This window comes from Parapedobacter defluvii (assembly GCF_014642075.1).
Lineage (GTDB): Bacteria > Bacteroidota > Bacteroidia > Sphingobacteriales > Sphingobacteriaceae > Parapedobacter > Parapedobacter defluvii.
The window spans coordinates 122,510-146,250 of sequence record NZ_BMIK01000009.1 but is presented as its reverse complement, the minus strand read 5'-3'; the positions used below and the strand labels follow the sequence as shown (position 1 = coordinate 146,250).

22 protein-coding genes are annotated in these 23,741 nt (G+C 46.7%); 12 read left to right on the top strand and 10 right to left on the bottom strand.

The annotated features are described in order from the left end of the window. Entirely contained in the window at window positions 1-1,197 is a 1,197-nt protein-coding gene (locus IEX60_RS14110) for an aspartate aminotransferase family protein (protein ID WP_188751700.1), read from the top strand. Between the two features lie 3 nt (window positions 1,198-1,200). Here the strand turns inward: IEX60_RS14110 and IEX60_RS14105 are convergent, their stop codons facing one another. Continuing rightward, a complete protein-coding gene (locus tag IEX60_RS14105) occupies window positions 1,201-2,388 on the bottom strand; it encodes a class I SAM-dependent rRNA methyltransferase (protein ID WP_188751698.1) in 1,188 nt (395 codons plus the stop codon). A 145-nt stretch (window positions 2,389-2,533) separates the two neighbouring features. On the opposite strand from IEX60_RS14105, the gene IEX60_RS14100 reads away from it, so the two are divergent. Genes IEX60_RS14100 through IEX60_RS14090 form a run of 3 tightly spaced genes read left to right on the top strand, consistent with a single transcriptional unit; the run spans window position 2,534 to window position 4,693 of the window. After that, window positions 2,534-3,070 carry an RNA polymerase sigma factor gene (locus IEX60_RS14100; RefSeq protein WP_188751696.1) on the top strand — a complete coding sequence of 179 codons (537 nt, stop codon included), beginning with the start codon at window positions 2,534-2,536 and terminating at the stop codon, window positions 3,068-3,070. Between the two features lie 20 nt (window positions 3,071-3,090). Then, on the top strand, window positions 3,091-3,645 hold the full coding sequence (locus IEX60_RS14095; protein ID WP_188751694.1) for a hypothetical protein: 555 nt from the start codon (window positions 3,091-3,093) through the stop codon (window positions 3,643-3,645). Beyond that, the gene (locus IEX60_RS14090; RefSeq protein WP_188751692.1) at window positions 3,632-4,693 is read left to right on the top strand and encodes a hypothetical protein; all 1,062 of its coding nucleotides are present in this window, start codon (window positions 3,632-3,634) and stop codon (window positions 4,691-4,693) included. Before IEX60_RS14095 ends, IEX60_RS14090 begins: the two co-directional genes overlap by 14 nt. A 17-nt stretch (window positions 4,694-4,710) precedes the next feature. Here IEX60_RS14090 and IEX60_RS14085 read toward each other — a convergent pair whose 3' ends face one another. Beyond that, a complete protein-coding gene (locus IEX60_RS14085; protein ID WP_188751691.1) occupies window positions 4,711-5,682 on the bottom strand; it encodes a DUF8457 domain-containing protein in 972 nt (323 codons plus the stop codon). Between the two features lie 135 nt (window positions 5,683-5,817). Here IEX60_RS14085 and IEX60_RS14080 point away from each other — a divergent pair, with 135 nt between their 5' ends. Continuing rightward, window positions 5,818-6,402: a thymidine kinase gene (locus tag IEX60_RS14080; RefSeq protein ID WP_188751689.1), complete on the top strand. Its 585-nt coding sequence runs from the start codon at window positions 5,818-5,820 to the stop codon at window positions 6,400-6,402. A gap of 161 nt (window positions 6,403-6,563) precedes the next feature. Here IEX60_RS14080 and IEX60_RS14075 read toward each other — a convergent pair whose 3' ends face one another. The 7 genes from IEX60_RS14075 to IEX60_RS14045 all read right to left on the bottom strand — a co-directional run bounded on the left by IEX60_RS14075 (window position 6,564) and on the right by IEX60_RS14045 (window position 16,643). Further along, on the bottom strand, window positions 6,564-7,079 hold the full coding sequence (locus tag IEX60_RS14075) for a glutathione peroxidase (protein WP_188751687.1): 516 nt from the start codon (window positions 7,077-7,079) through the stop codon (window positions 6,564-6,566). A 103-nt stretch (window positions 7,080-7,182) separates the two neighbouring features. Continuing rightward, complete coding sequence (locus IEX60_RS14070; RefSeq protein ID WP_188751685.1) at window positions 7,183-8,049, bottom strand: N-acetylglucosamine kinase; 867 nt, start codon at window positions 8,047-8,049, stop codon at window positions 7,183-7,185. Between the two features lie 72 nt (window positions 8,050-8,121). After that, the gene (locus IEX60_RS14065) at window positions 8,122-9,423 is read right to left on the bottom strand and encodes a TolC family protein (RefSeq protein ID WP_188751683.1); all 1,302 of its coding nucleotides are present in this window, start codon (window positions 9,421-9,423) and stop codon (window positions 8,122-8,124) included. Window positions 9,424-9,425: 2 nt separating this feature from the next. Then, entirely contained in the window at window positions 9,426-12,536 is a 3,111-nt protein-coding gene (locus IEX60_RS14060) for an efflux RND transporter permease subunit (RefSeq protein ID WP_188751682.1), read from the bottom strand. An 11-nt stretch (window positions 12,537-12,547) separates the two neighbouring features. Then, window positions 12,548-13,612, bottom strand: a complete 1,065-nt coding sequence (locus IEX60_RS14055; RefSeq protein WP_188751680.1) for an efflux RND transporter periplasmic adaptor subunit — start codon at window positions 13,610-13,612, stop codon at window positions 12,548-12,550. A 196-nt stretch (window positions 13,613-13,808) separates the two neighbouring features. After that, complete coding sequence (locus IEX60_RS14050; RefSeq protein ID WP_229717569.1) at window positions 13,809-15,131, bottom strand: gluconate:H+ symporter; 1,323 nt, start codon at window positions 15,129-15,131, stop codon at window positions 13,809-13,811. A gap of 24 nt (window positions 15,132-15,155) precedes the next feature. After that, window positions 15,156-16,643, bottom strand: a complete 1,488-nt coding sequence (locus IEX60_RS14045; RefSeq protein ID WP_188751678.1) for a gluconokinase — start codon at window positions 16,641-16,643, stop codon at window positions 15,156-15,158. Window positions 16,644-16,757: 114 nt separating this feature from the next. On the opposite strand from IEX60_RS14045, the gene IEX60_RS14040 reads away from it, so the two are divergent. After that, window positions 16,758-17,291: a hypothetical protein gene (locus IEX60_RS14040; RefSeq protein WP_188751676.1), complete on the top strand. Its 534-nt coding sequence runs from the start codon at window positions 16,758-16,760 to the stop codon at window positions 17,289-17,291. On the opposite strand, the gene tamL is transcribed toward IEX60_RS14040, so the two are convergent. Continuing rightward, window positions 17,288-19,597: a translocation and assembly module lipoprotein TamL gene (tamL, locus tag IEX60_RS14035; RefSeq protein WP_229717568.1), complete on the bottom strand. Its 2,310-nt coding sequence runs from the start codon at window positions 19,595-19,597 to the stop codon at window positions 17,288-17,290. The genes IEX60_RS14040 and tamL overlap by 4 nt on opposite strands. A 44-nt stretch (window positions 19,598-19,641) precedes the next feature. On the opposite strand from tamL, the gene IEX60_RS14030 reads away from it, so the two are divergent. The 6 genes from IEX60_RS14030 to IEX60_RS14005 all read left to right on the top strand — a co-directional run bounded on the left by IEX60_RS14030 (window position 19,642) and on the right by IEX60_RS14005 (window position 23,737). Further along, window positions 19,642-20,397 carry a TrmH family RNA methyltransferase gene (locus IEX60_RS14030; protein WP_188751672.1) on the top strand — a complete coding sequence of 252 codons (756 nt, stop codon included), beginning with the start codon at window positions 19,642-19,644 and terminating at the stop codon, window positions 20,395-20,397. A 49-nt stretch (window positions 20,398-20,446) separates the two neighbouring features. Continuing rightward, window positions 20,447-21,235 carry an SDR family NAD(P)-dependent oxidoreductase gene (locus tag IEX60_RS14025; protein WP_188751670.1) on the top strand — a complete coding sequence of 263 codons (789 nt, stop codon included), beginning with the start codon at window positions 20,447-20,449 and terminating at the stop codon, window positions 21,233-21,235. Next, window positions 21,232-22,206 carry an NAD-dependent epimerase/dehydratase family protein gene (locus IEX60_RS14020; RefSeq protein WP_188751668.1) on the top strand — a complete coding sequence of 325 codons (975 nt, stop codon included), beginning with the start codon at window positions 21,232-21,234 and terminating at the stop codon, window positions 22,204-22,206. The genes IEX60_RS14025 and IEX60_RS14020 overlap by 4 nt, the downstream gene beginning before the upstream one ends. 36 nt (window positions 22,207-22,242) lie before the next feature. Further along, on the top strand, window positions 22,243-22,782 hold the full coding sequence (locus IEX60_RS14015; protein WP_188751666.1) for a hypothetical protein: 540 nt from the start codon (window positions 22,243-22,245) through the stop codon (window positions 22,780-22,782). A gap of 87 nt (window positions 22,783-22,869) precedes the next feature. After that, window positions 22,870-23,394, top strand: a complete 525-nt coding sequence (gene folK / locus IEX60_RS14010; RefSeq protein ID WP_188751665.1) for a 2-amino-4-hydroxy-6-hydroxymethyldihydropteridine diphosphokinase — start codon at window positions 22,870-22,872, stop codon at window positions 23,392-23,394. Beyond that, window positions 23,375-23,737: an Hpt domain-containing protein gene (locus tag IEX60_RS14005; RefSeq protein WP_188751663.1), complete on the top strand. Its 363-nt coding sequence runs from the start codon at window positions 23,375-23,377 to the stop codon at window positions 23,735-23,737. Before folK ends, IEX60_RS14005 begins: the two co-directional genes overlap by 20 nt. The last annotated feature ends 4 nt before the right edge of the window (window positions 23,738-23,741 follow it).

Here is a 23,741-nt window from a genome sequence, read left to right as displayed (position 1 = left end):
ATGCTTAGCAACAGGCAGCTTTTCTTATTAAACACGGCCCAAACTTCCCACTCACCGAGACTCATCGAAATTGAGCGTGCCGAAGGAGTATACCTGTATGGACCCAACGGCGAAAAATATATCGACCTCGTATCGGGATTTGCCGTAAGCAACATCGGACACCGCCATCCCAATGTGCTTCAAGCTATAGCTAGCCAGCTCGATAAATACCTGCATGTGACCGTTTACGGTGAATTTATACAGGCTCCGCAGGTACAGTTTGCCACTAAGCTGCTCTCGTTACTCCCCAACCACCTCAATACCGTCTATTTCACCAATTCAGGCACCGAAGCTACGGAAGGTGCGATGAAAATCGCAAAAAAATACACCCAAAGACGCGAGATCATTGCGGCCGAAAAAGCCTATCATGGAAGTACCCAAGGGGCGCTAAGTCTAATCGGCAACCCGGAATATCATTGTGCCTATGCTCCTCTCCTACCGGAGATCAAATTCATCCGTTACAACGTTGTCGAAGACGTTAATCGGATTACCTCAGCTACTGCAGCGGTAATTCTGGAAGCTGTACAGGGCGAGGCCGGCATCCGCGTACCCGACATAGATTACATGCAGGCTATCCGTAAACGGTGTGACGAGACGGGTTCGCTCCTAATTTTTGACGAAATTCAAACTGGGTTTGGTCGTACCGGCCAACTCTTTGCTTTCGCACATTACGGTATTGTTCCCGATATTCTCCTGCTCGCCAAAGGCATGGGAGGAGGAATGCCTATCGGGGCATTTGTTGCAAACAAAGCAGTGATGGATGTTATTACTGACAACCCGATCCTGGGTCACATTACGACCTTTGGCGGACACCCGGTAAGCTGCGCAGCAGCACTGGCATCACTCAATGTAATTTTGGACGACCAATTGACGGAAGGAGTGGAACGAAAGGCACAATTATTTCGGCAACACCTGCAACACCCACTGATTCGCGAAGTACGTGGTCTTGGGTTAATGCTCTGCCTGCAAATGGATAACTTTGCTCAGGTGGAACAAATCAGCCAATATTGTGCGGAAAACGGTGTGATTATCGATTGGTTTCTCCATTGCGACACGGCACTGCGTATAGCTCCGCCCCTTACCATCAGCGATGACGAGATTCAGATGGCTTGCAAGGTAATACGGGATGGCATCGCTTTTTCTCAACAGGTTAACTAGCCATCATACCACACGGCAAAGCAATCCTTTTAGGTATTCCCCTTCCGGAAATGAGGCGCGTACAGGATGATCATCCGATTGTGTAAATTGCCGTATAAATTGAATTTCTTTACCTGCATCCAAGGCAGCCCACGCCAATATTTGTTTAAACGTTGCCATATCCATGGCAGCCGAACAAGAGAATGTGGCCAGCAAACCGCCCTGCTCCAATAAAAGCAGTCCCCGTCGGTTCAAGTCTTTATACGCACGCGCTGCCTTTTCAAGTCTAGATCGCGAGGGTGCATATTTGGGTGGATCTAATACAATCAAATCGAACCGTTGACCGCTATCCGAAAATATCCGAAGCTGCCTGTTTACATCCGCCTGTATGGCTATATGCTTGCTTTCATCAAAGCCATTAACTGCTACATTCCGCTTCAGCGTTTCCATTGCCAATGCCGAGCTGTCAACACTTACAACCGATGCGGCCCCGTGAGCAAATGCATTCAAAGAAAATCCTCCCGAATAGCAGAAACAATCCAACACCCGCTTACCGCAGGCGTAATGTGCTGTATATAAACGATTATCCCGTTGGTCACAATAGAAACCGGATTTCTGTCCTTCCGCGATATTTACCTGATAGCGAATACCATTTTCCTTGATTTCCAGCCACTCTGGGGGAAGGTTACCCGATAACACGCCGTTTGCAGGCACCAACCCCTCGTGCTGGCGCGCATTGGCGTCGCTACGTTCGTAAATACCCTGTGGATTCAGTAATTGATTCAACTCGTCTGTTACCAGCTGCTTGACCCGCTCAACTCCAGAGGCGTGAATCTGGATGGAAAGGAAATCGGCATATTTATCAACAATCAGTCCGGGCAGAAAATCTGACTCCGCAAATATAAGGCGTACGGTGTTGGTATCTGAAGACCGCAACAAGGGATTTCTAGCTTCTACCGCCCGTCGTACACGTACACGCCACCAGTCCTCGTCAGGGAACCGGTCAACGTCCCACTCGATCAGCCGGACAGCTACACGCGACTGCCCGTTATACAGACCATAAGCGATAAATTCATCTAAATGGTCAACTACCCGCACTACATCCCCATCCTGGGGTCTCCCTCCGCTTTCCGCCACCGCACCGGAAAATATCCAGGGATGCCGTTGATGGGCAGCTTTCGTCTTGTCCTTTTTCAATTTAATGGTATGCATCGCTGCAAACTTAGAGAACTTTCAGTAACTTTTCTCCAATAATATGCAACATGCGTTCAATCGGCTGCGTCTATTATATAAACAAGTTAAGATCAAAACAGGAAAAAAGAATACGGCAATGTTGAACGTTAGACGAAGTACATAATTGGAAACTTCATTCAATGATAAGCATTATGAGTTGGTAGTAGCCTGTAAACGGGGCGACCGCCAATCCCAATTCAAACTATACAACCTGTATGCAAAGGCGATGTATAATACGGCGCTCCGTATTGTTCAGGACGAGGCGGAAGCCGCCGATGTATTGCAGGAAGCATTTGTGGATGCGTTCACCCGTTTGGACAGTTTCCGCCAAGAGAGCACATTTGGGCTGTGGATGAAACAAATTGTTGTCAACAAATCGATATCGGCACTTCGGAAACGGAAACTGGCATTCCAATCCTTGGAGGAGAGTGAACAAATCGCCGATGAGACAGCCGAAGAAGACAATTTGGAGTGGCGGGTAGAAACCATCAAAACTGCAATCAGCCAATTGCCTGACGGTTATCGACTGGTACTTACCTTACACTTGCTGGAGGGATATGACCACGAGGAAATTGCCCATATCCTCCGCATCAGTGAAGCTACCTCACGGAGCCAATTTCTCCGGGGAAAACGGAAACTGCTAGCTAATTTGAGGAACTGAATGAACTAATAGGAGGAGAGATGAAAAGGAACTTGAAAAAATTTGTAACAGAAAACAGGACGGCATTTGACAGTGCACATCCACCCAAAGAGCTTTGGCAACGGATTGAAAAAGAACTGGAAGAGCGGGAAAAATCAGCCGACCAAATAACGGTCCGAAAGATGTTAATCCGTGTGTTCAAAGTGGCAGCAATCACTTTCCTGATCGGAACGGCTGGTATTCTGGTGTATTTTTACGGAAAGAAAAATGCCTATGAAGATTATCGCCACATTAATCCGGAACTGGCAGCTGAGCAGCAAACTTACAGCCAATTGGTGCTGCAGAAAAAGGATTCGGTTGCCATCATCGCGACTAAAAACCCCTCGCTGCACAATGAATTTTCAAAAGCGCTCAGCCAGATAGAAGCCAACTATGAAACGCTTAAACAGGAATTTGCAAACAGCCCCAATAAGGAGTTGACCTTAGCCGCAATGATACGTAACCTTCAAGCGCAGATTGAGGTGCTTAGCCAACAAATGGAAATTTTGAATTATCTGGATAAAAATGAAAACCAAACCAAAAATGAACAAATTTAACACATACATTTCAATGGCAGCTCTTGCCTGCCTATACAGCACACAAACAATTGCTCAGCCGATCGTCGATGATGTTGAACAAATTGCGTTGCATATTCAGGAGGAAGTAATACAGTCCATAGCTTCCATTGATTTTGTCTCGCCGTCTCTTTCTTTCCAAAAGGAAAAGGTTATTGAAAAAGTATATCCGGTCAACAGTAGTCACCGGCTTTCGATCGACAATCGATACGGCAAAATTTCCATACACAACTGGAACCGCAATGAAGTAAAAATAACGATCACAATACGTACGGCTGAAAATTCTGAAAAACGAGCTCAGGATGCCTTGGACCGTGTACAGATCGATGAATCGACCTCGGGAAACACGATCTCATTGAAGACGAACATTTCCTCTTCGGACTCCAACTGGTGGTCTTCGCTGACCAACGGAGGCGGCGACCGAGCCTTAAACATAGACTACGAAGTGTACATGCCCAAGCGAAATGACCTAACCCTTGCCAATCGATATGGACCGATTGAGCTAGACGATCGTGATGGTAAGGTCTCGCTATCTGTCAGCTATGGTAGCTTGCGGGCAGGTCGGCTGAATGCCAATGACAATTCTCTTTCGGTTGCCTATTCAAAAGCGGAGATCGACTACCTGCAGAATGGTGACGTCTCTGTAAAATACGGCGGATTCACCCTATCGGAAGGAGAAAAACTTACGCTTGCAATCAGCTATAGCGGTGGTGAAATCGGTCAGATCAATCAGGAAGCAGATATCGCTTTACGCTACGGTGCACCTTTCAAAATAGGGCTTGGCCCGGCCATCAAAAAAGTCAATGTAGCTGCATCTTATGCCAAAGTAAACATTGAACCGGCGGCTGAAGCAACGTTCAATTTCAACGTCGCGGTAAGCTATGGTGGATTCGACTACAATCAAAACCGTGTCAGCATCAGCAACAGCTCTGAAGGCACAACATCAAAAAGTTATACGGGTTATTGGAACAAATCCACGAATAACTCCGTAAACATCAGTTCACGCTATGGTGCCGTTAGTCTCAAATAGCGTTAACGTAGAAAAAGTTATCCAAACCGTTTCCGTAGAACGGCATAAAGCTTATCCACTGCAACGGGTTTATCGGCCCAATTATTTTTTTGGGCATAATTCGCCTGCAAGAATGCATCGGCTGATGCAAAATCATCGTAGCGATTAAGCAATTCAATGGCTTCGCTATAAGCCAGGCTATACCCATTGAACAGATCTTTAATGAACAATAATTTATCATTAAGGCTAATGGCAGATTTAATATCTGCAATCCGTTCGGTTTCTCCGCGCTGCGCCGACAGCAACGGATGAACACCCGTCGTCGTCTCTCCCCTCCGTTGGGCCGAAATGCGTTCGTTTAAAGACAAGGGTCTTGTCGGTCGCTCTGGCTCGACCTGCACCTCCTTGTTTTCAATCGTTACCTCATTGACCACTTCCTTCACCTCATTAGCTACTTCCGCGGCTTCCGTTTCGCTCCGATCGCCGCTGTCTTCCTCACTTTCCGCATCATCTGCCTCTCCTGCTGCCTCTTCATCTGAACCATCTGTATTTAAATCATCCGCGCTTTCATTGTCTTCTGCATCCACAGGTAATACCTCTTCCGAAGATTCGGTTTCATTTTCCTCAGCATTAATCTCAATTGGCGTAACTTCCTCTTCCGTATCCGCTTCGCCGGCTGATTCATCGGATACTTCTGACTCTGCTGCTATTTCCGATTCCGCCGGACTCACCTCCTCTATCTGCTCTGCATGTATCTCGTTTTCCCGCTCGGAATCAATAGTGGGTGTAAATACTGTCTCCTCCTTGGATTCCAACTGTTGGGAAGTGTCATTTTTCAACAGCTTGTTATAGATGGTTACATGCGCAGCGAAATAATTTACGGTTGCTTCGAAAAGATCTCCTTTTAGATCATCTGAAGCAGTAGCATGGTCTGCTAATTGCTCAAACTGGTGGTTGATATCTTGCAGTAATACGGTAATTTTCTCTAAAATCTGCTGTTTTGTCGCCATATTCAATGAAAAGTTTTTATTTTACACCTAGGGCAAACTGTCCTTCTATAAAAAGTTTAGCCAAAATTAACATTAAATTCTGATATTAGCAGCCCTCGAAAGCAGATATATTCACACAAAAAGGAGAGATGTTTCATGTTATTTTCGGAAGACCGGCTCGTGCGCAAAGATGCTTCGTATGGCAGCATCGAAGTAATCTGTGGCTCGATGTTTTCGGGTAAAACGGAAGAATTGATTCGTAGAATGCGGCGTGCTCAATTAGCCCGACTCGAAATAGAGATCTTTAAACCGGCAATTGATACACGACATCATCACGAGATTATTATATCACATGACAGCAATCGCATACCGTCCACATCCGTAGACAGTTCATCCGCTATCCTGTTATTGAGTAGCGGAACCAAGGTGGTTGGCATCGACGAGGCTCAGTTTTTTGACGATGAGCTACCGGAGGTTTGCAATCAACTGGCCAACAACGGAATCCGTGTGATCGTCGCCGGGTTGGATATGGACTTCAAAGGACGCCCATTCGGGCCCGTACCCGCCTTAATGGCAATAGCTGAGCATGTCACCAAAGTGCATGCTGTTTGTGTACGTTGTGGAGCACCCGCAAATTACTCATATCGCATCGTTGAAGAAGAGAAACGGTTCTTACTGGGAGAAAAGGAAAGCTATGAACCGAGATGCCGGGCGTGCTTCTATCGGGGGCGAAAAACTTAACTTTTTATTAAAAAATTTTAATTTTATATAAAAAATAAATTACAAACTATTTTCGACGGTTATTCGTTATAGTTATCAAAGGTTAAGAAACAACGTACTTTTCATAATTTAGGTTTATAATTGGTTAGTTTGAAAGCCTCCTGCCTATCAGGAGGCTTTTTTCATAGCTTACCGGTAAGTTCAGCACTCATCGGTTCTATTTTGCTTCGGAAACGGTGAATGAGATTTCCTTGTTCATCGATCAAGAACTTCTCAAAATTCCACTTGATTTCACCCGTAAAATCTGGGTTCTCCATTTCGGTAAGGTATTTAAATAAAGGGGAAATATCTTCACCGGCCACGCTGCTTTTCTCCGCCAATAAAAAAGTCACCCCAAAGTTTTTTTCACAGAAGCCTTGGATTTCGTCGTTGCTCCCCGGCTCCTGTCCACCGAAATTATTAGCCGGAAAGCCAATCACTACTACCTTATCCGCATATTTTTCCGAAAGCTCCTGCAAGCCCGCATATTGCTTCGTATATCCGCATTTGGATGCGGTATTCACAATCAACAACTTCTTACCCTTAAATTGAGACAAATCCACTTTTTTCCCATCAATAGAGGTAATACTGAATTGATATACATTTTCTGCCGGGTTGACCATCAGCACGGCCGCTAACACTAAAAACAATGATTTCATCTGTATATAATTTTATTTCATCGGTCAGATGGAGCTTATCCTATTTAAAATTTACATTTCGTTGTGTGATAAAAATGAAATTTTAAACATGGACGGTTCATAACTACAGTTGTATTTCGTAATTTTTTTCCCGTTGAATAATGTAATGAAACAGCTCCTCAATCGGGCGCCGCAGCACTTTTCCAATTTTAACTCCATGCTCTTCACATACCTCACGCAACTGTTCCATAAAATGGAATGCCACCGATCCCACAAAGTGACACACATAATCCCTGTAATCGGGAAACGGCTTAATGTTCGTAACGATAAATTCCGTAAACCCCGCCTTGAGCAGTTCACTCACATAGGGATGATCTATATGGTCGCTCAGGAATACCGCAAAGGACGCTAAATACGCATTAGGAAATGCGCGCTGATAGACATTTTTGATCACTATTTCCTTATTGATCCGATATTTCGTACGGAATGCTGCCATAAGATCTGCAGGCATTGTATCATACAAAAAACTGGTTACCAAATGCTTTCCGAACCAAACACCCGAACCTTCGTCGCCCAACACATAGCCGATCCCCTGGCGGGTGGGTAGAACCTCTTCACCATCAAAAAAGCTGACATCAGATCCTGTACCCAACGTAGCAATATATCCTTTCCGGTTGCCACAGGTTGCATAGGCTGCCCCCACCAAATCGGTTTCCACCGAAATAAAGGCATGGGTAAACAACTGCGATAACGCATTTGAAACCATCTCCCGCCGATCGGGGCTGGTACAGCCTGAGCCAAAAAAATAAACTTCACTTACACGGTCTGCATACGGCGTGATTTCCTCTGCATTCTGTATGACCTTCGCAATGTCCTTTTCATTCACAAAAAAAGGATTTAGCCCTTTGGTCGTAAACGCCAACCGCTTGCCATCAGGAAGCGCCAACATCCAATCCGATTGTGAAGATCCACTATCTGCTACCAATATCATAAAATATAGTGTTTATGCGTTAGCCTCTTTTGGGATATCAAACTTACATAAAATTTCAGAAAAAAACCAATGTCACTTCATCTTCAACGTTCCTGCAATTTGATGTAAGGTGATTTCGGCCAATTTCGCTTGGTATTGGGCGGTACTGAAGCGGGCGACGGCATCCACAAAATTACGCTGGGCTTCACGGAATTCCAGGGGAGCAATGCTTCCCAGTTTAAATTTTTCAAGGGTAATCTCCATATTCTGCTGGGCGATGTCCTTATTTCGTTCCTCCAGCCGTACTAATTCCAAATTCATCAAATAGGTTTGGTAAGCCGCAAGTAATTGTGCTTCGATGTTCTGCCTGACCTTATCGACTTCAATCTCCGCGGCTTCCATTGTAAATTCAGCATTCCGCTCGTTTCGTCGCTGCTGGAATCCATTGAATATATTCATAGAAGCCGAAATACCATAACTGAACCCATTATTTTTTGACTGCGTGGAGAAGCCCAATGCGGTTTGGGATTGTGAACGGGTATAGGCCGAAGAAAGGTTGACAATGGGGTACCGCTCTCCTTTTATGCGTTTCAATTCCAATTGTGCAATACGGTGATTAACAATCGCAGATTGCAGCGTCGGATTTAATTCTTTTGCCTGTTGACTTAATACATCATAGTAAAGGTCATTGCCGATAACGATGGTATCTGCAACACTGAATACCATATTTACGTCGCGCGCAAGGAGCTCATTGAGCCGTATTTGCGTACTTCTAAATTGATCTCGCTGCCTCAGGAGGTTGGTTGTATCGGTATTGAGATCCACACTTGCAGCTAGGACTTCCAACTTGGAGGCCCTTCCAATCTGATACCTGTTTTCCGCTGTCTGATGCCGGAATGCCGATAAATCCAGCGCTGTCTGCGTTGCATTGATCAGTTGCTGCTGCTGTACCAGATCAAAGTAGCTACTTACCACGTCATAAACCGTAGCCAGTATGGAAGCTTTCAGATTCGCGTCGCCTAATGCTTTTAATTCTTTCAGCTGCTCATAGCGGGTAAACATTTGAAGTCCATCAAAGATAGTCCAATCCAAACTCGCGCCATATGCAGACGAGCGAGTCCTATTCCCACGCACGGCACGGGTCTCTCCGCTTAACAGCGTCTGCGTCGTGTTCTGAATGCCGGCCGCCGCAGATACATCCGCGCTGACCGATGGGAGCATGCCGGCATTTCCTATGCTCACGTTATTATCGGCAATGGCCACGTCTTTTGACACCAAACGGATGTCATAATTATTTTCTAATGCAATGGCGACTGCCTCCTCCAGGGTAAGTTCTTGTTGTGCAATCCCCAAAAAAGGGAATAGGTAGCATACAATACAAATAAGTCTCTTCATAATTAATGGGCACCTGCCATCACTTCTTCCTCGATACGCTTGGCTTCTTCCAAGTCTGGATTCACTTTGTGTTCTCTGGACCATAGGGCGTAAACTGCCGGGATGATATACAGTGTAAGGATCAGCGAAAATAGGGTTCCTCCGACGATTACGACACCCATGCCAACCCGGCTTGTGGCCGCAGCACCCAACGCCATGGCAATAGGCAATGCGCCCAACGAAATTGCCAAACTGGTCATTAATATCGGACGTAGCCGTGCTTCGGCCGCCTCCACAATCGCTTCCCGCACCGGCTTACCCCGCTCTTTCAACTGATTAGCAAACTCCACAATCAGAATCCCATTTTTGGTAACCAGCCCGATGAGCATGACAGTACCGATCTGACTAAAAATATTCCATGATTCTCCAGTGATCCACAACGACAGCATGGCACCTGCAACCGCCATGGGGACTGTCAGAATAATAATAAACGGATCCAGAAAGCTTTCAAACTGGGCAGCAAGAATCAGGTAAACCAGTAACAACGCCAAGCCAAATGCAAACAACGTATTGGAGCTGCTTTCCCGGAAATCACGGGACTCCCCGCCTAAATCCACGGAGAAACTATCATCCAGCACTTTTTCAGCGATGCGGTCCATTGCATCAATTCCATCTTCAATGGTTTTTCCTTTCGCCAATGAGGCAGAAACCGTGGCAGACATGAAACGGTTGTTGTGATACAATTGAGGTGGGCTACTTTTTTCCACCATGCTGACAACGTTATCCAGCTGAATCAAATCTCCGGAGGAACTGCGAACAAATATCGTCGCCAAATCCAGTGGCGAGCTGCGATCCGTATCGGAGAACTGGCCGATAACCTGGTATTGTTTACCATTCATCAAGAAATAGGCAAAACGTTGCCCGCTTAACGAAAGTTGTAAGGTCTGCGCCACGTCAAGCACAGACACACCCAAGCCCTGTGCCTTGTCCCGGTCAATGCTGACATTCAGCTCGGGTCGATTGAACTTCAGATCGACATCGACGTTCACGAAGGTCGGATCGACCGTTGCCAGGTTCATAAACTCAGGTATCTTTTCCTGCAATTTCTCAAAATTCGGCGCTTGTATGATGTACTGGATGGGCATGCCGCCTCGGCGGCTAACCGAAATCGTGGGTTGCTGCGAGATGAATGTCCGCGCTTCGGTAAACTCGCGGACTTGCCGGGTCAGGGCCTCGGCAATTTCTTCCTGCGAGCGTTCTCTTTCTTCGGGTGGTACCAGACCGATACGCATCATTCCGGTGTTGGGCGAACCTGTTCCTGAAAAACCGGGCGAGGTGTTCACCATATTTACCGATTTCTCGGGTACGGAGTCATTTACCAATTGAATCATTTTCAGCATGAAACGATCCATGTATTCAAATGTGCTTCCTTCGGGGGCAGTCACACTGGCCCGAAGCAGGCTGCGATCCTCATAAGGTGCGGTCTCTTTCTTCAGGTGTACCCAAAACCATGCAATTAACCCAAAACAAATCGCCAATACGGGAAAGCTCACCCATTTTGCCTTCATAAAACGCTTCAATGAGTTGGCATATCCGGTGGTCATTTTGACAAAATAAGGTTCCGTGACATTATACAGCCAAGAATGTTTAGCTCCCCCACTCCGCATTAAATAGGCATTGAGCATCGGTGTAAGTGTCAATGAGACAAATGCCGAGATTAAAACCGCAGCTGCAATCACCACGCCGAACTCTCTAAATAACCGACCCACGAATCCTTCCATAAACATTACCGGCAGGAATACCGCCGCCAACGTAACAGAAATAGAAATGACCGCAAAGAAAATTTCATTAGCCCCTTTAATCGCGGCCATAATGGGCGACATCCCTTCCTCCACTTTTTTATAGATATTTTCGGTCACCACAATACCGTCATCGACCACCAATCCCGTTGCCAGCACAATAGCCAGCAATGTCAGCACGTTGACCGAAAAACCCAGCAGATACATCACAAAGAAGGTCGCGATTAAAGAAACCGGTATATCAATCAACGGACGAAAAGCGATTCCCCAATCCCGGAAAAAGACAAAGATGATAAGTATTACCAACACCAATGCAATGACAATCGTTTCGCCTACTTCCAACACGGACCGTTTTATAAACAACGTATTGTCCATCGCCACTTCCATCCTAATGTCATTGGGCACTTCATTTTTCAATTGCTCAAATCGCTCATAAAACGAATTGGCAATGTCGATATAGTTTGTACCTGGCTGCGGAATAACCGCCATGGCTGCCATCACTGATCCCGATTCCCGGAATTCGCTTTCCAGATTCTCCGGGCCGAGCACCGCATTACCGATATCCCCGAATCGAATAATCCGATCGCCTTCGGAACGGATAATCAGGTTATTAAATTCCTCCTCGGTAGTCAAATTGCCAATGGTTTTAATCGACAATTCGGTATTTTCTCCAACTATTTTCCCCGAAGGCAACTCCACATTTTGACGGTTCAGTGCGTCACGGACATCAAGCGGTGTGAGGCCATATGCCGATAAACGCATCGGATCGATCCACAACCGCATGGCATATCGCTTTTCACCCCAAATCTGCACCGAACTTACACCGGGAAGTGTCTGTAGCCGCTGCGCAATGATATTATCTGCAATATCGCCCAATTCAAGTGGCGAACGTGTCTCACTTTGTACCGTCATCACAATGATCGGTTCTGAATCTGCATCGGCTTTTGAAACCACCGGTGGAGCATCGATATCCTGGGGTAAGCTCCGCATTGCCTGCGACACCTTATCACGCACGTCATTGGCTGCCTCCTCCAGGTTCTTACTTAGTAAAAATTCGATGTTGATACGGCTAGATCCCTGGCTGCTCGATGAAGATATATTGCGGATACCATCAATTTGATTGATGGAGCGCTCTAACGGCTCCGTGATCTGAGATTCGATGATATCCGGGTTTGCCCCTGCATAGTTTGTACGTACGGATACAATCGGCGGATCAATGGATGGAAACTCGCGTACACCAAGAAATGTATATCCGATGACACCGAATAAGATAAGCACGAGATTCATCACGATGGTGAGAACCGGCCTTTTAATACTAATGGTGGAGAGACTCATGGCCTTGGATTTTAATCGTGTTCAACAACCTGTGCACGTACGGGCATATCATCTTTCAGCGACATGATACCGGAGACCAAGACGGTATCGCCAATATCTACACCGCTTGTAATCAACACATCCGTACGGGTACGGTTTTCTGCTTCCACAGGTGCCGCCTTGGCTTTTCCATCCTTAAGTAAATACACCTGCTTTCCATTTTGTACAGGAATTACTGCCTCCGTCGGCACCAATACCGCATCCAACACATGATCCAGCGGAAGCTCGATGCGTGCAAAAGAGCCGGGAAAAAGCTGTTCTCCCGGATTTTCTGCCACCGCACGGATACGGATGGTACGTGTTGTCGCATCTACGCCCGGTTCAATGGCGTAAATGTCTGCACGATACCGGGCATTCGACCCACTCACACCAAAATAAATCCCTTGTCCTACGCGGATTTGGCTACTGTATTTCTCCGGCACCGAAAAGAGAATTTTAACCGGATTAATACTCAACAGGTTAGCTACCACGGTAGCGGGCGTAAGGTATTCGCCTTCTGAAATAGACCGGAGCCCTATGCGGCCGCTGAAAGGAGCACGTACTGTCGTCTTGGCGATCTGCGCCCGGATGAGTGCAGTCTGCGCTTTAGCCGACTCGTAATCGGCATGTGCTACATCATACTCCTGTTGGCTGATCGCCTCCTTTTCCAACAGCAAACGGGCTCTGTTTTCGTTATCTTCCGCCAGTTTCTCGGTACTTTGCGCCTGAATAAGCTGTGCCTGTAACTCTGAATCGTCTATGCGTAAAAGCACCTGACCCTTTTGTACCATTCCTCCTTCATGGAATGAAAGCTCACGTACAATGCCCGATACCTCGCAACGTATCTGTACCTGCTCATTGGGTTCTATCGAACCCGAAAGGGTGATCATATTGGAAAATTCCCGGGGTTTTACAACAATTGCGTTAACTTCCATTGGACCTCCTCCACTGGTTTGAACAGGCGGTGCGATTTTTGCCCTGTCACTTCGTGTCAGGCGATAACTTACAAAGGCCACAGCAACGATCGCTATCGCAATATATAGGTATTTCTTCTTCATTTTAGTATCTGAGTGGAGAACCGGGTATCCCCATTTCTTCTTAACGCATAAAAATACGCCTTTTGCGGGCCAAAACTACAGGAACCCCTAAGTATTTTACCGCTGTATCACATTTTTTACTGAACTGGGTTTGCATAAAGTAGTTCAACAAGAGGAGTAATCCGATTCCTCATCCATGGACGATCCTAGCAATCAGCTATGCAACATAATTATTCAGTACCAAAACCCCTACAAGCCCTACAATGGAAACAATTGTCTCCATCAGTGACCACGATAAAATGGTATCGCGGATGTTCAGACCGAAATACTCTTTAAACATCCAGAAACCCGTGTCGTTAACATGGGAAAACATCAGCGACCCTGCTCCCGTAGCTAACACCATCAGCTCCGGACTCGTATGGGTAGCCTCAATCATGGGTAAGACGATGCCAGCCGCCATCAGCCCAGCAACGGTCGCCGAACCCAGCGCCACCCGGATGGCGGCAGCAATTGCCCACACCAAAACCAACGGCGAGAGCGATAAGCGGCTGGCCCACGTAGCGATATCATCACCTACACCGCTGTCTACCAGCACCTCTTTGAAGGCGCCGGCAGCACCGATAATAAACAAAATGATCGCAATGCTACGCACGGATTCTTCTAGGCTGTCCATCACCTCCTTCATGGATTTTCCACGCGAAATCCCCATGGTAAAGACAGCCACAAACACAGATATTAGTAGTGCGATATTGGGGTTCCCAATGAAAGTAACGGCTGCCAACACGGGTGAATCTTCCGGGAGAACAAAAGACAGGGACGAAGCCAACGCTATGAGCAGTACGGGTAGCAAGCCCGTAAACAAGCTGGTCCAAAACCCTGGGATATTTTCTTCAGCGGGCAATTCTACGTTGGTGAACTGCACAGGTGGATTGGGTTTGATACCTTTCAGCGTCCAGGAAAAAAAAACACCGCCTAAAAGAATCGCTGGAATTGCCACCGCTATTCCGTAAATAAGGGTTAGGCCCATATCCGCATGATACATTGCACCAATTGCCGTCGGCCCCGGATGCGGCGGCAGATAGCCATGGGTTACAGACAAGGAGGCAAGCATCGGCAGGCCCACATAAATAAGCGGAAGTCCTGTCTGCGCAGCGATGGCAAAAATAAACGGTACGAGAATGACAAAACCAACATTATAAAACATCGGAATACCAACGGCAAACCCAATGAGCACTACCGCCCATTGCACATTCTTCGTTCCGAACACGCGGATCAGACTCGTGGACATGCGTTGTACCCCTCCCCCATCGGCTATCAATTTACCGAGCATAACTCCAAACCCCAGAATCATGATTAATGAACCCAGGGTACTTCCAATTCCCTTTTCGATGGAGGCGATCACATCTAAAACCGGCATACCGAGGGCGACACCAACCGCCAGGGAGGTAATGAGCAATGAAAAAAAAGCACTGAGTTTGAAGACAATTACCAGCAGCAAGAGTAACAGTATACCGCCTACAACGACAATCACAGGTATCATATCAAATTGGTTAGCTATGTATAATTAAAATTCGTCCTTTACTTTGTCATATAGCCGCTCAAATCGGCCGAAATTTTCCATATATATGCGATGATTGCCCACATGGGGTGCATAAACTTTTTGGGGTGCTTCATCTTCAAATTCGCTGAAATCACTCAGCATACCGAACGCTTTCAGTACCGTCATATAGGCACCCTGTGCAGCACCCTCCACATGATCGTGTACAATCACCTGCTTATTAAACACATCAGCCAATAACTGAACCCACAGGGTTGCCCGCGCAAAGCCTCCGCTGGCGTGGATCACCTGAATCGGTCCGGCAATTCCATCCAGCACTTTTCCCACGCTATACAGACCATAAATGATGCCTTCGAATACAGCTCTCGTAAAATAAGATCTGCGGTGATGCATCTGCACACCAAAAAACAGACCCTTAGCCTCCGCATTCCAATGGGGTGCACGTTCACCTGCAAGATAGGGCAGAAAAATCAATCCCGCTGCCCCTGCAGGTACCGTTGCCGCCTCTTCGGCGAGTGCTTCGTACGGGTTAGATCCTGATACCCCTGACACTCCAAAAGTATCTTTATACCACTGAAGTACCACTCCACCGCTGTTGACGGCCCCACCTAACACGAACATATCGGGGGTAAGCACATAACTGAATGTACGGGCTTTCTCATCGGTTACCGGAATGTGGGACATCATCCGTATGGCTCCGCTTGTTCCAATGGTAACCGCAGCGTCGCCGGGCGTAATCGCATGGGATCCCAAATTAGCCAGGCATCCGTCACTGCCTCCGATGATAAAAGGTGTATCCACCGGAATACCCATTTGCCCGGCCACCCGCTGGTCCATACCCGAGATTACATAGGTTATCGGCACCGGCTCAGCAAGTTGCCCAGGGGAAATACCTACCAAATCCAACGCCGGGCGGTACCAGGTTAATGCATGGATATCAAACAACCCCGTGGCAGAAGCGATCGACTCATCAACCACATAGCGCCCGAAGAGCTTAAAAAAAACAAATTCCTTAATAGAAATAAACTTATATGCCGCATTGAAGACCGCCGGAAGGTGCTCGCGCATCCAACCCAGTTTGCATAGTGGAGACATGGGGTGTATCGGCGTACCAGTTCTGGAGTATATATCGAAACCGTCGGGGCTTGCTTTCAGCTTGCTGGCAAAGGGTTCACTGCGTGTATCCGCCCAAATAATACAGTGGGTCATCGGTTGGTGCTGTTTATCTAAGGCAATCAGGCCGTGCATGGCACTGCTGAAACCGACTCCTGTTAACTTAACCCGGTTTAATCTGCTGTTAACCGATCGCACCGTAGCAGCAATCGCGTCAATGACCGCTTTAAATAACACTTCCGGCGATTGCTCGAAGTGCCCCGGTTGCGGATTCAGAATCGAATAGCCTACATGATGCTGGGCAAGCACCTTGCCCGCATCACCAAATGCGATTGCTTTTGTGCCGGAGGTACCGATATCTACGCCTATAATATAATCCATGAACACAATGTTCAGCTTATAACTGGAAATGCATGTCGTCTGCACAAATATATAAAAATGCCTAACTCTTGCGTTTTTTACTTAACATTGCAGGGTCCATTATCAATAAAGTGTATGCGGATCTATCTTTACCTGTTGACTCTTGCATTGTTTCCGGCACGGTCTCATGCGCAGGATCGCAACAACATCAATCATTTTATCGTTAAGGAAAACCTCATCAAGAATGGCAAATTGGCCATCATTGCTACCGATGCCAACGAAAACCCGCTTGATTCCATTTCGGGAACCTATCAGTTTGTGATCAACGGATTCGAGCAGACGTTGAAATTCAATGACGGTGTTGCCATCACGCCACACGCCATTGAGACATCGGCGTTCGTATTCATTAAACACCGCAATCAGCAAGGCTCAAACGGACGGCTTTATTACGTATTGAAAAACGACAACGGTCTCAACCCGATTGTTATCAACTGGTATTATCTCATCCTCATTCCGGCAATTATCCTGCTAATTGCCTATCTATTTAAACGGCTGATGATTTTGGCGGTTGTAATTTTAGTAGGACTCTTTATTTTCAACTATAGCAAAGGTTTGAATCTGGAGAATCTGTTTGAAACCCTGGTACATGGCATCAAAGGGTGGTATTAAAACGGCATTCCAATGCCAAAATTATACTGAATAAAATTATAACGATCGGGCGCATTGGTAAGCCGGTATTGGTTTTTAAATTCCCGGCTGTTAAAAAGCTCCGAAATCACCCACTGTTTTGTCCCATCAAACTGCGGATCGCGGACTTTCATTCCGGCATCCAACCGGATCACAAAGTAATCCAGATCAAAGCGGAGACCTGCCCCCGCCCCCAATGCAATTTGTCCGAGAAATTTATCAAACTTAAATTCGCCGCCGGGGTTCAATTCATTTTCCCGGATCCGCCAAATGTTACCGAAGTCAGCAAACGTTGCAGCCTTTAATTTTGCGCCGAAGATATCGTTTACCAGCTTAAAACGGTATTCCACGTTTCCCTCTAGTTTAATCTCCCCGAGCTGATCCAGGTTACGGAGATTCAGGCGTAAACCAGGATCTAGCACCTCACGATTATAGTTACCAGGCCCAAGGGTGCGTGCCTGCCAGGCTCTCATGCCGTTCATTCCACCTCCGAAAAAGCTTTTTTCAAAAATCAGTAAACTGGAATTATTACCATATGGAACCGCTACCCCGGGGTTAAGCCGCATCACCAATTGACGGTCGCCTCCAAGGTACCGGTAGTACCGCAAATCTACTTCCGCTTTTGCATATTGAAGGTACGGAACTCCCAGCACTTCCTTCTCTCCGTCCTCATTCCGTTTGAAATTGATCACCTTACTGGCTAGGCCCAATACATTGCCACTGAGATCCAGTGCCCCACGGAAATACAGAAAATCGGCAAGTCGCGAAAGTTTAGCTGCATTGACGGCATACGTATATTGCGAGCCCAATCCAAAATAAGCGCGGTTGTTGCTTCGCACGTAGAGCAAAAAACCCTGATCAATCAGTTTTTGTGCAAATTCTTCATTTAATTGCCCATATCGGTATTCCAGCACCAACGGAGCAAATGTATGCTGTCTGTAGCGGCTGCTATACCAATTGTAAGACAGGGTCCCGTTGAAATAGCGGTTGGAATAGGTCTGAAATTGGTCGAAGGCCTGAATATTGGCCGAAAAAATAGTGCGGGGCAATCCATTGCTGACGACCGGAGGAATATTAAATGGCGTAATCAACCGGGGAACCGTAATATTGACCCCGATCTGAAAATCGTTATTGAATACACGATCCAACAAATTTCCCGGAAGCCGTGAATCGAACAAGACGCCATAACGTAATTTAACCTCCAGCTGCTCAAGACCGCCGAATAAATTACGATGTGTAAAGGTATTTCCAATGTTGAACCCGCTCATCCCGGCATTAAACGTATATTCCCCTTCTATCTGATTACCCATATACGCCCTGGGAATCAATTCATAATGTACATTTAGCCGGTTTGTATCGGGTTTGTCATACGTAATTTTCACACTACGGAATCCATTCAATTCATAAAGCCTATCGTAGGTAAGATCTTCTTTATCTACGTTATACCGGTCTCCTTGCTGATGAAAGAGATAACGTGCGATGGGTGTCGGTCTGAAGCGGCCTGTGTAATCTTCAAAATACAGCCCGCCAGTTAAATTAAACGTTTCGGGGCTTTGCAGATTCAGTTCCGGACGGTCATGCCGGACGGTTACGAAACTGCTATCCACTACAAATTGAGTATGGACCTCCCTACCTTCTGGATTGTCAACAATGAGCTTCACGTCCGCTTGATTATTCTTAAGAGCGGTATCCACGTCAACCCGCATATATTGCCTTAAGTAGTCATAATATCCCTCCTGTCGCATGAGGTGATAAATTCGCTCCCGCTCGACGACCAGTGAATCCTCATCGTAACGCATTCCCGGTCTGATCTGGCTAAAGCCCACTTTCCTTTCGGCATACAATTGGGCTACTTGGGGGTCGGCAATATCCACCGCTATTTTGCGGAGTGTAAATGGTTCCCCTAGTACCGCACGGAAAAAAACATGGGCTCGCTTGCCGTTAGTGACAATCTCGTTACTCACCGATGCATTGAAATAGCCCTTGGATCTTAAGTACCGGTTAATCTGCTGTGTGGAAAAATCAACCAACGCGCTGTCCAAAATATGCGGCGGCTCACCTACATTACGTATATTCTCTATCCGGTATCTTCCTTTTTTGGCATTCGCCAAATTATAAATAAATAAGTTGATGCGGGAATTCGGACGGATATCCACGGGTATATAGGCATGTGCCTGCTCTTCCAGTGATGGATCGATTCCCGTGATTGCCGTCTTGGTAACCAAAGCCTGCCCCTCCTCCAACAACCGGGTCGAACGGCATGACGTGGAAAATATCAGCAAAAGCATTATACTTGCATACGCAAAAAGACAATCCCGTTTAACCATTGACAATGCTATCAAAACCGCAAATCCGTACCATCACCTCACTTCAACATAAAAAATTCCGAAGAGAACATGGGCTGTTTGTTGTAGAAGGCGCGAAATCAGTCATGGAATTCCTCCATGCTGACCATTCTGTGAAACATATTTTTTACACCTCCCAAGCGGCTACAAAGTTGATTAAAATCCCGCAAAATATAAAATCGGAGGAAGTCAGCAACGACGATCTCAAACGCATCAGCTCGCTGAAAACGCCCCAGGGTGTCCTCGCGCTGATCGAGCTACCCACCTATCCGCCGCTTACGGGAGAAATGCTGCACGACACATTCCACCTGGTACTCGACGATATACAGGATCCAGGCAACCTGGGCACTATCATCCGTACGGCCGATTGGTTCGGCTTTCACCGTATTATCTGCTCTACAGGCTCGGTGGATGCTTATAACCCCAAAGTCGTACAAGCTAGCATGGGGTCATTAGCCCGGACACAGGTATACTACACAGACATCGCGAAGCTCACACGCCAGGCATCGGTCCCTGTTTTCGGTGCTATGCTGCACGGATCGTCAATTTATGAAACCGATTTTGGCCACGAAGGCCTGATTGTTCTTGGCAATGAAGGCAAAGGCGTCAGCGACTTGGTTTTATCACATATTCAGCAACCTGTGACCATTCCACGCATTGGACGCGCAGAATCACTCAATGTAGCTATTTCCGCAGCGCTCTTTTGTGCCGAATTGGCGCGAGGTGGAATGACCATGCAGTAGAAGAGCCAACCAGTTGGAGGTAAGGAATTTTGTCGTATTTTTACGACCAATGGAAAAAACGTATGCATTAATTACAGGGGCAAGCCAAGGGTTGGGGAAGGCTTTTGTTTTAGAGCTGGCAAAAAGAAAGATCAATCCCATTTTGGTTAGCCTACCCGGAGAAGGATTGGCGTTCATTGCTGATGAGGTTAAGGCATTGGGAATGGAGGCACATTGTTACGAAACTGATCTCACCCAAAAAGAAAACATCGTTGCATTGGCCGATTGGGTTAATGATCGTTTCCCCCTCAGCATCCTGATCAATAATGCGGGTTGCGGTGGTACCCAAAGTTTCCGTAATGCCAGTGTGGACTACCTTGACCGCATCATTCAACTCAACGTAAGAGCCACTTCTCTTCTTACCCATCAATTGCTTCCCAACCTCAGCAGGCAAAAATGTGCATACGTACTTAATGTGGGAAGCGTGGCTGCCTACAGCCCGATCGGATATAAAACCGTTTATCCGGCATCCAAAGCATTTGTTCATAGTTTTACCCGGGGGCTTTATCAGGAATTTGCGGATAGCAACGTGTTTTTCAGCGTTGTCAACCCCGGACCGATGATGACCAACTCAGACTCCTGCTCCCGCCTGCAGCAACAGGGACGTTTTGCTACGATGGGTCTCCTTTCACCTGAACAGGTAGCTGCCATATCCATCCGGCAATTGTTCAAGCGGGATACACTTATCATGCTCAATTGGGTAAACCGGCTCACCTGGATGGTTATGAAATTTTTACCGATCTATATCCGGCTGCCGTTACTGACCAATGCCATCAAAAAGGAAATTAGCCGCGCATGAATGTACTGGTTACCGGGGCAAATGGCCTGCTAGCTACTAACACCATCCTTGTACTCCTATCACGGGGCTATCGGGTAACAGGCCTCCTCCGTAACACAAATAAATTCCTTTTACCCTCCCATCCCAATCTCCGATTGGCGGTGGGCGACATTACCCACCCCGAATCATTGGAAAAAGCCGTAGTAGGCTGCGATAGCATTATCCATTGTGCGGCCACTACCGATCAAAACTTGCTCCGTTACGAAGCCTACCATCGCATCAATGTAACCGGAACCGAAAATGTCATCCAGGCCGCATTGAAGCACGCCGTAAAAAAGATCGTATATGTAGGCACCGCCAATACATTTGGTTATGGCTCCTTACAGGTACCCGGCAACGAAACCCTGCCTCCCAAAGCACCTTTCAGCCAGGCGTGGTACGCAAAAAGCAAATTAGAGGGCCAACAAAGAATCTTAGCCGTGGGGCATCAACTGGCTGTTACCGTCGTCAGCCCTACCTTCATGATCGGCCCATACGACGGGAAACCCAGTTCGGGCGCTATTATCCGGATGGGGTATGGCCGGAAACTGATTTTACATCCTCCCGGCGGTAAGAATTTCGTAAATGTAGAAGATGCCGCAGCCGGTGTGGTAGACGCACTTGAAAAAGGAAAAAATGGCGAAGCTTACCTCCTGGCCGGCGAAAATCTCACCTACCGACAATTTTTCAGGAAACTGGGTGACCAAACAGGACAGCACGCCCTCCTTGTACAGATACCACGTGCCGTTCTGTCAACAGCGGGATATTTGGGCAATTTCATGCGCTTCCTGGGTATTAAGACGCCCCTTTCATCCGTCAACATGAAAATTCTTTGTGTACGGAATTACTATGCTAACCAAAAAGCCCGGGCCGAACTAGGGACTACCTTTCACCCGATTGAAAGCGGCATCAGCAAAGCCATCCACTGGTTTAAGACACAGCGGATGCTGTAAAAGCACATTTGGTATAACCTTTGCACGATTGGGATTATGAAACGATTTTACATACCCGCAACCCTATCCGTCGTCATTGCCTTGATCATGTCTATCAATGTCAATGCACAGTCCGGAAAAACTGAGATCACACGAAAGAATTCATGGATTAAAACTGGTTTAAACATCGGTCTACCCATCGCTCAGCTGGCAGATCAAAGTAATTTCACGCTCGGTGGAGAAGTAAAAGGCCAATTGATGTCTACCCCCAACTGGGGGCTGGGATTGGCGTCAGGATATACGCATTATTTCCCAAAAGAAGGGCATGAAAATTTCGGCTCTATACCAGCGGCCGTATTTGCCCGCTATTATCCGGCAAGACAGGGTTTCTTCATCGGTGCCGACCTCGGTTATAGCTTCCAGACAGGTAGTCAACTCAATGGAAACGGCGGAATGTACGCAAGACCGCAGGTGGGTTACCACAACCGGCTTTGGAATATCTTTGGATTCTACAACGGTATCTTCCGTAAAGAAGCAGACGGGAGCCACATTCAATACGTAGGTATCGGTACAACATTCAATATTCTTTTTGATTAAGCGTCATCTGTTGTTAAATTAAGGGCAATTGCCAATCTTTTCATTATTTTTGCTCCCCAACATACCCAGCAATAGCGATTCATGCAGATGTCGGCGTCAGGTACAACAGATACATATCTTTTATTGGGCACCAATATGGGCAACCGCGAAGCGCTGTTAACACAGGCACGTGCGGAAATCACCGATGAGATCGGCAGCCTTACCCGTGTTTCTTCGATTTACGAAACCGCTGCCTGGGGAAATGAAAATCAGCCCAATTACCTCAATCAGGTAATCCAAGTAACTACCCAATTACCCCCTTTCCGGCTTTTGGAAAAAATACAGGCGATTGAAAAGAAAATGGGCCGCAAACGACACATCAAATGGGAGGCCAGGTTAATTGATATCGATATTCTTTTTTACGGGGATTACATCATTAATATGCCAGACCTGAAAGTGCCCCACCCTCATTTGGCCGAACGTAACTTTGCATTGATCCCATTGCAGGAAATTGCGCCGTTTCTCGTCCATCCACTATCAAAAAAAAACATTACTGATTTAGTAAAACAAACGACAGACCGGTTGCCGGTAAACCGTTATAAAACAGAAACACATGAGCAACATAAACTTTGAATATGCCAACATGGATTATCTGCAGGACTTATCAGGCGGGAATACCCAGCTGATTAAGGAGATTCTGCAACTGTTTATCAAACAAACACCACCAGACATAGCACTTCTCGCATCTTATCTCGAACAAGGAGACTGGGAAAAAGCCTATAAACAGGCACACCACATCAAACCCACACTTGCCTATGTAGGCGCAAACGGAATACGGGCTGAGTTACAAGAAATTGAAACCTTGGCAAAAAACAGACAGGACCTCAACCAGCTTCCTGCCAAGCTCAACACCATTACACCGAAACTTGAAATTCTTTATGAGGAATTGAGCGCCTATCTACAGACGCTTGATTGATTGC

Excerpts from the sequence above, each read along its gene's own strand:
- IEX60_RS14005 (WP_188751663.1), top strand. The coding sequence starts at position 23,375 with ATGAGCAACATAAACTTTGAATATGCCAACATGGATTATCTGCAGGAC.
- IEX60_RS14040 (WP_188751676.1), top strand. The coding sequence starts at position 16,758 with ATGCGGATCTATCTTTACCTGTTGACTCTTGCATTGTTTCCGGCACGG.
- IEX60_RS14050 (WP_229717569.1), bottom strand. The coding sequence starts at position 15,131 with ATGATACCTGTGATTGTCGTTGTAGGCGGTATACTGTTACTCTTGCTG.
- IEX60_RS14020 (WP_188751668.1), top strand. The coding sequence starts at position 21,232 with ATGAATGTACTGGTTACCGGGGCAAATGGCCTGCTAGCTACTAACACC.
- IEX60_RS14085 (WP_188751691.1), bottom strand. The coding sequence starts at position 5,682 with ATGGCGACAAAACAGCAGATTTTAGAGAAAATTACCGTATTACTGCAA.
- IEX60_RS14080 (WP_188751689.1), top strand. The coding sequence starts at position 5,818 with ATGTTATTTTCGGAAGACCGGCTCGTGCGCAAAGATGCTTCGTATGGC.
- IEX60_RS14090 (WP_188751692.1), top strand. The coding sequence starts at position 3,632 with ATGAACAAATTTAACACATACATTTCAATGGCAGCTCTTGCCTGCCTA.
- IEX60_RS14095 (WP_188751694.1), top strand. The coding sequence starts at position 3,091 with ATGAAAAGGAACTTGAAAAAATTTGTAACAGAAAACAGGACGGCATTT.
- IEX60_RS14075 (WP_188751687.1), bottom strand. The coding sequence starts at position 7,079 with ATGAAATCATTGTTTTTAGTGTTAGCGGCCGTGCTGATGGTCAACCCG.
- IEX60_RS14105 (WP_188751698.1), bottom strand. The coding sequence starts at position 2,388 with ATGCATACCATTAAATTGAAAAAGGACAAGACGAAAGCTGCCCATCAA.
- folK (WP_188751665.1), top strand. The coding sequence starts at position 22,870 with ATGTCGGCGTCAGGTACAACAGATACATATCTTTTATTGGGCACCAAT.
- IEX60_RS14030 (WP_188751672.1), top strand. The coding sequence starts at position 19,642 with ATGCTATCAAAACCGCAAATCCGTACCATCACCTCACTTCAACATAAA.
- IEX60_RS14060 (WP_188751682.1), bottom strand. The coding sequence starts at position 12,536 with ATGAGTCTCTCCACCATTAGTATTAAAAGGCCGGTTCTCACCATCGTG.
- IEX60_RS14025 (WP_188751670.1), top strand. The coding sequence starts at position 20,447 with ATGGAAAAAACGTATGCATTAATTACAGGGGCAAGCCAAGGGTTGGGG.
- tamL (WP_229717568.1), bottom strand. The coding sequence starts at position 19,597 with ATGCTTTTGCTGATATTTTCCACGTCATGCCGTTCGACCCGGTTGTTG.
- IEX60_RS14065 (WP_188751683.1), bottom strand. The coding sequence starts at position 9,423 with ATGAAGAGACTTATTTGTATTGTATGCTACCTATTCCCTTTTTTGGGG.
- IEX60_RS14015 (WP_188751666.1), top strand. The coding sequence starts at position 22,243 with ATGAAACGATTTTACATACCCGCAACCCTATCCGTCGTCATTGCCTTG.
- IEX60_RS14070 (WP_188751685.1), bottom strand. The coding sequence starts at position 8,049 with ATGATATTGGTAGCAGATAGTGGATCTTCACAATCGGATTGGATGTTG.
- IEX60_RS14045 (WP_188751678.1), bottom strand. The coding sequence starts at position 16,643 with ATGGATTATATTATAGGCGTAGATATCGGTACCTCCGGCACAAAAGCA.
- IEX60_RS14110 (WP_188751700.1), top strand. The coding sequence starts at position 1 with ATGCTTAGCAACAGGCAGCTTTTCTTATTAAACACGGCCCAAACTTCC.
- IEX60_RS14055 (WP_188751680.1), bottom strand. The coding sequence starts at position 13,612 with ATGAAGAAGAAATACCTATATATTGCGATAGCGATCGTTGCTGTGGCC.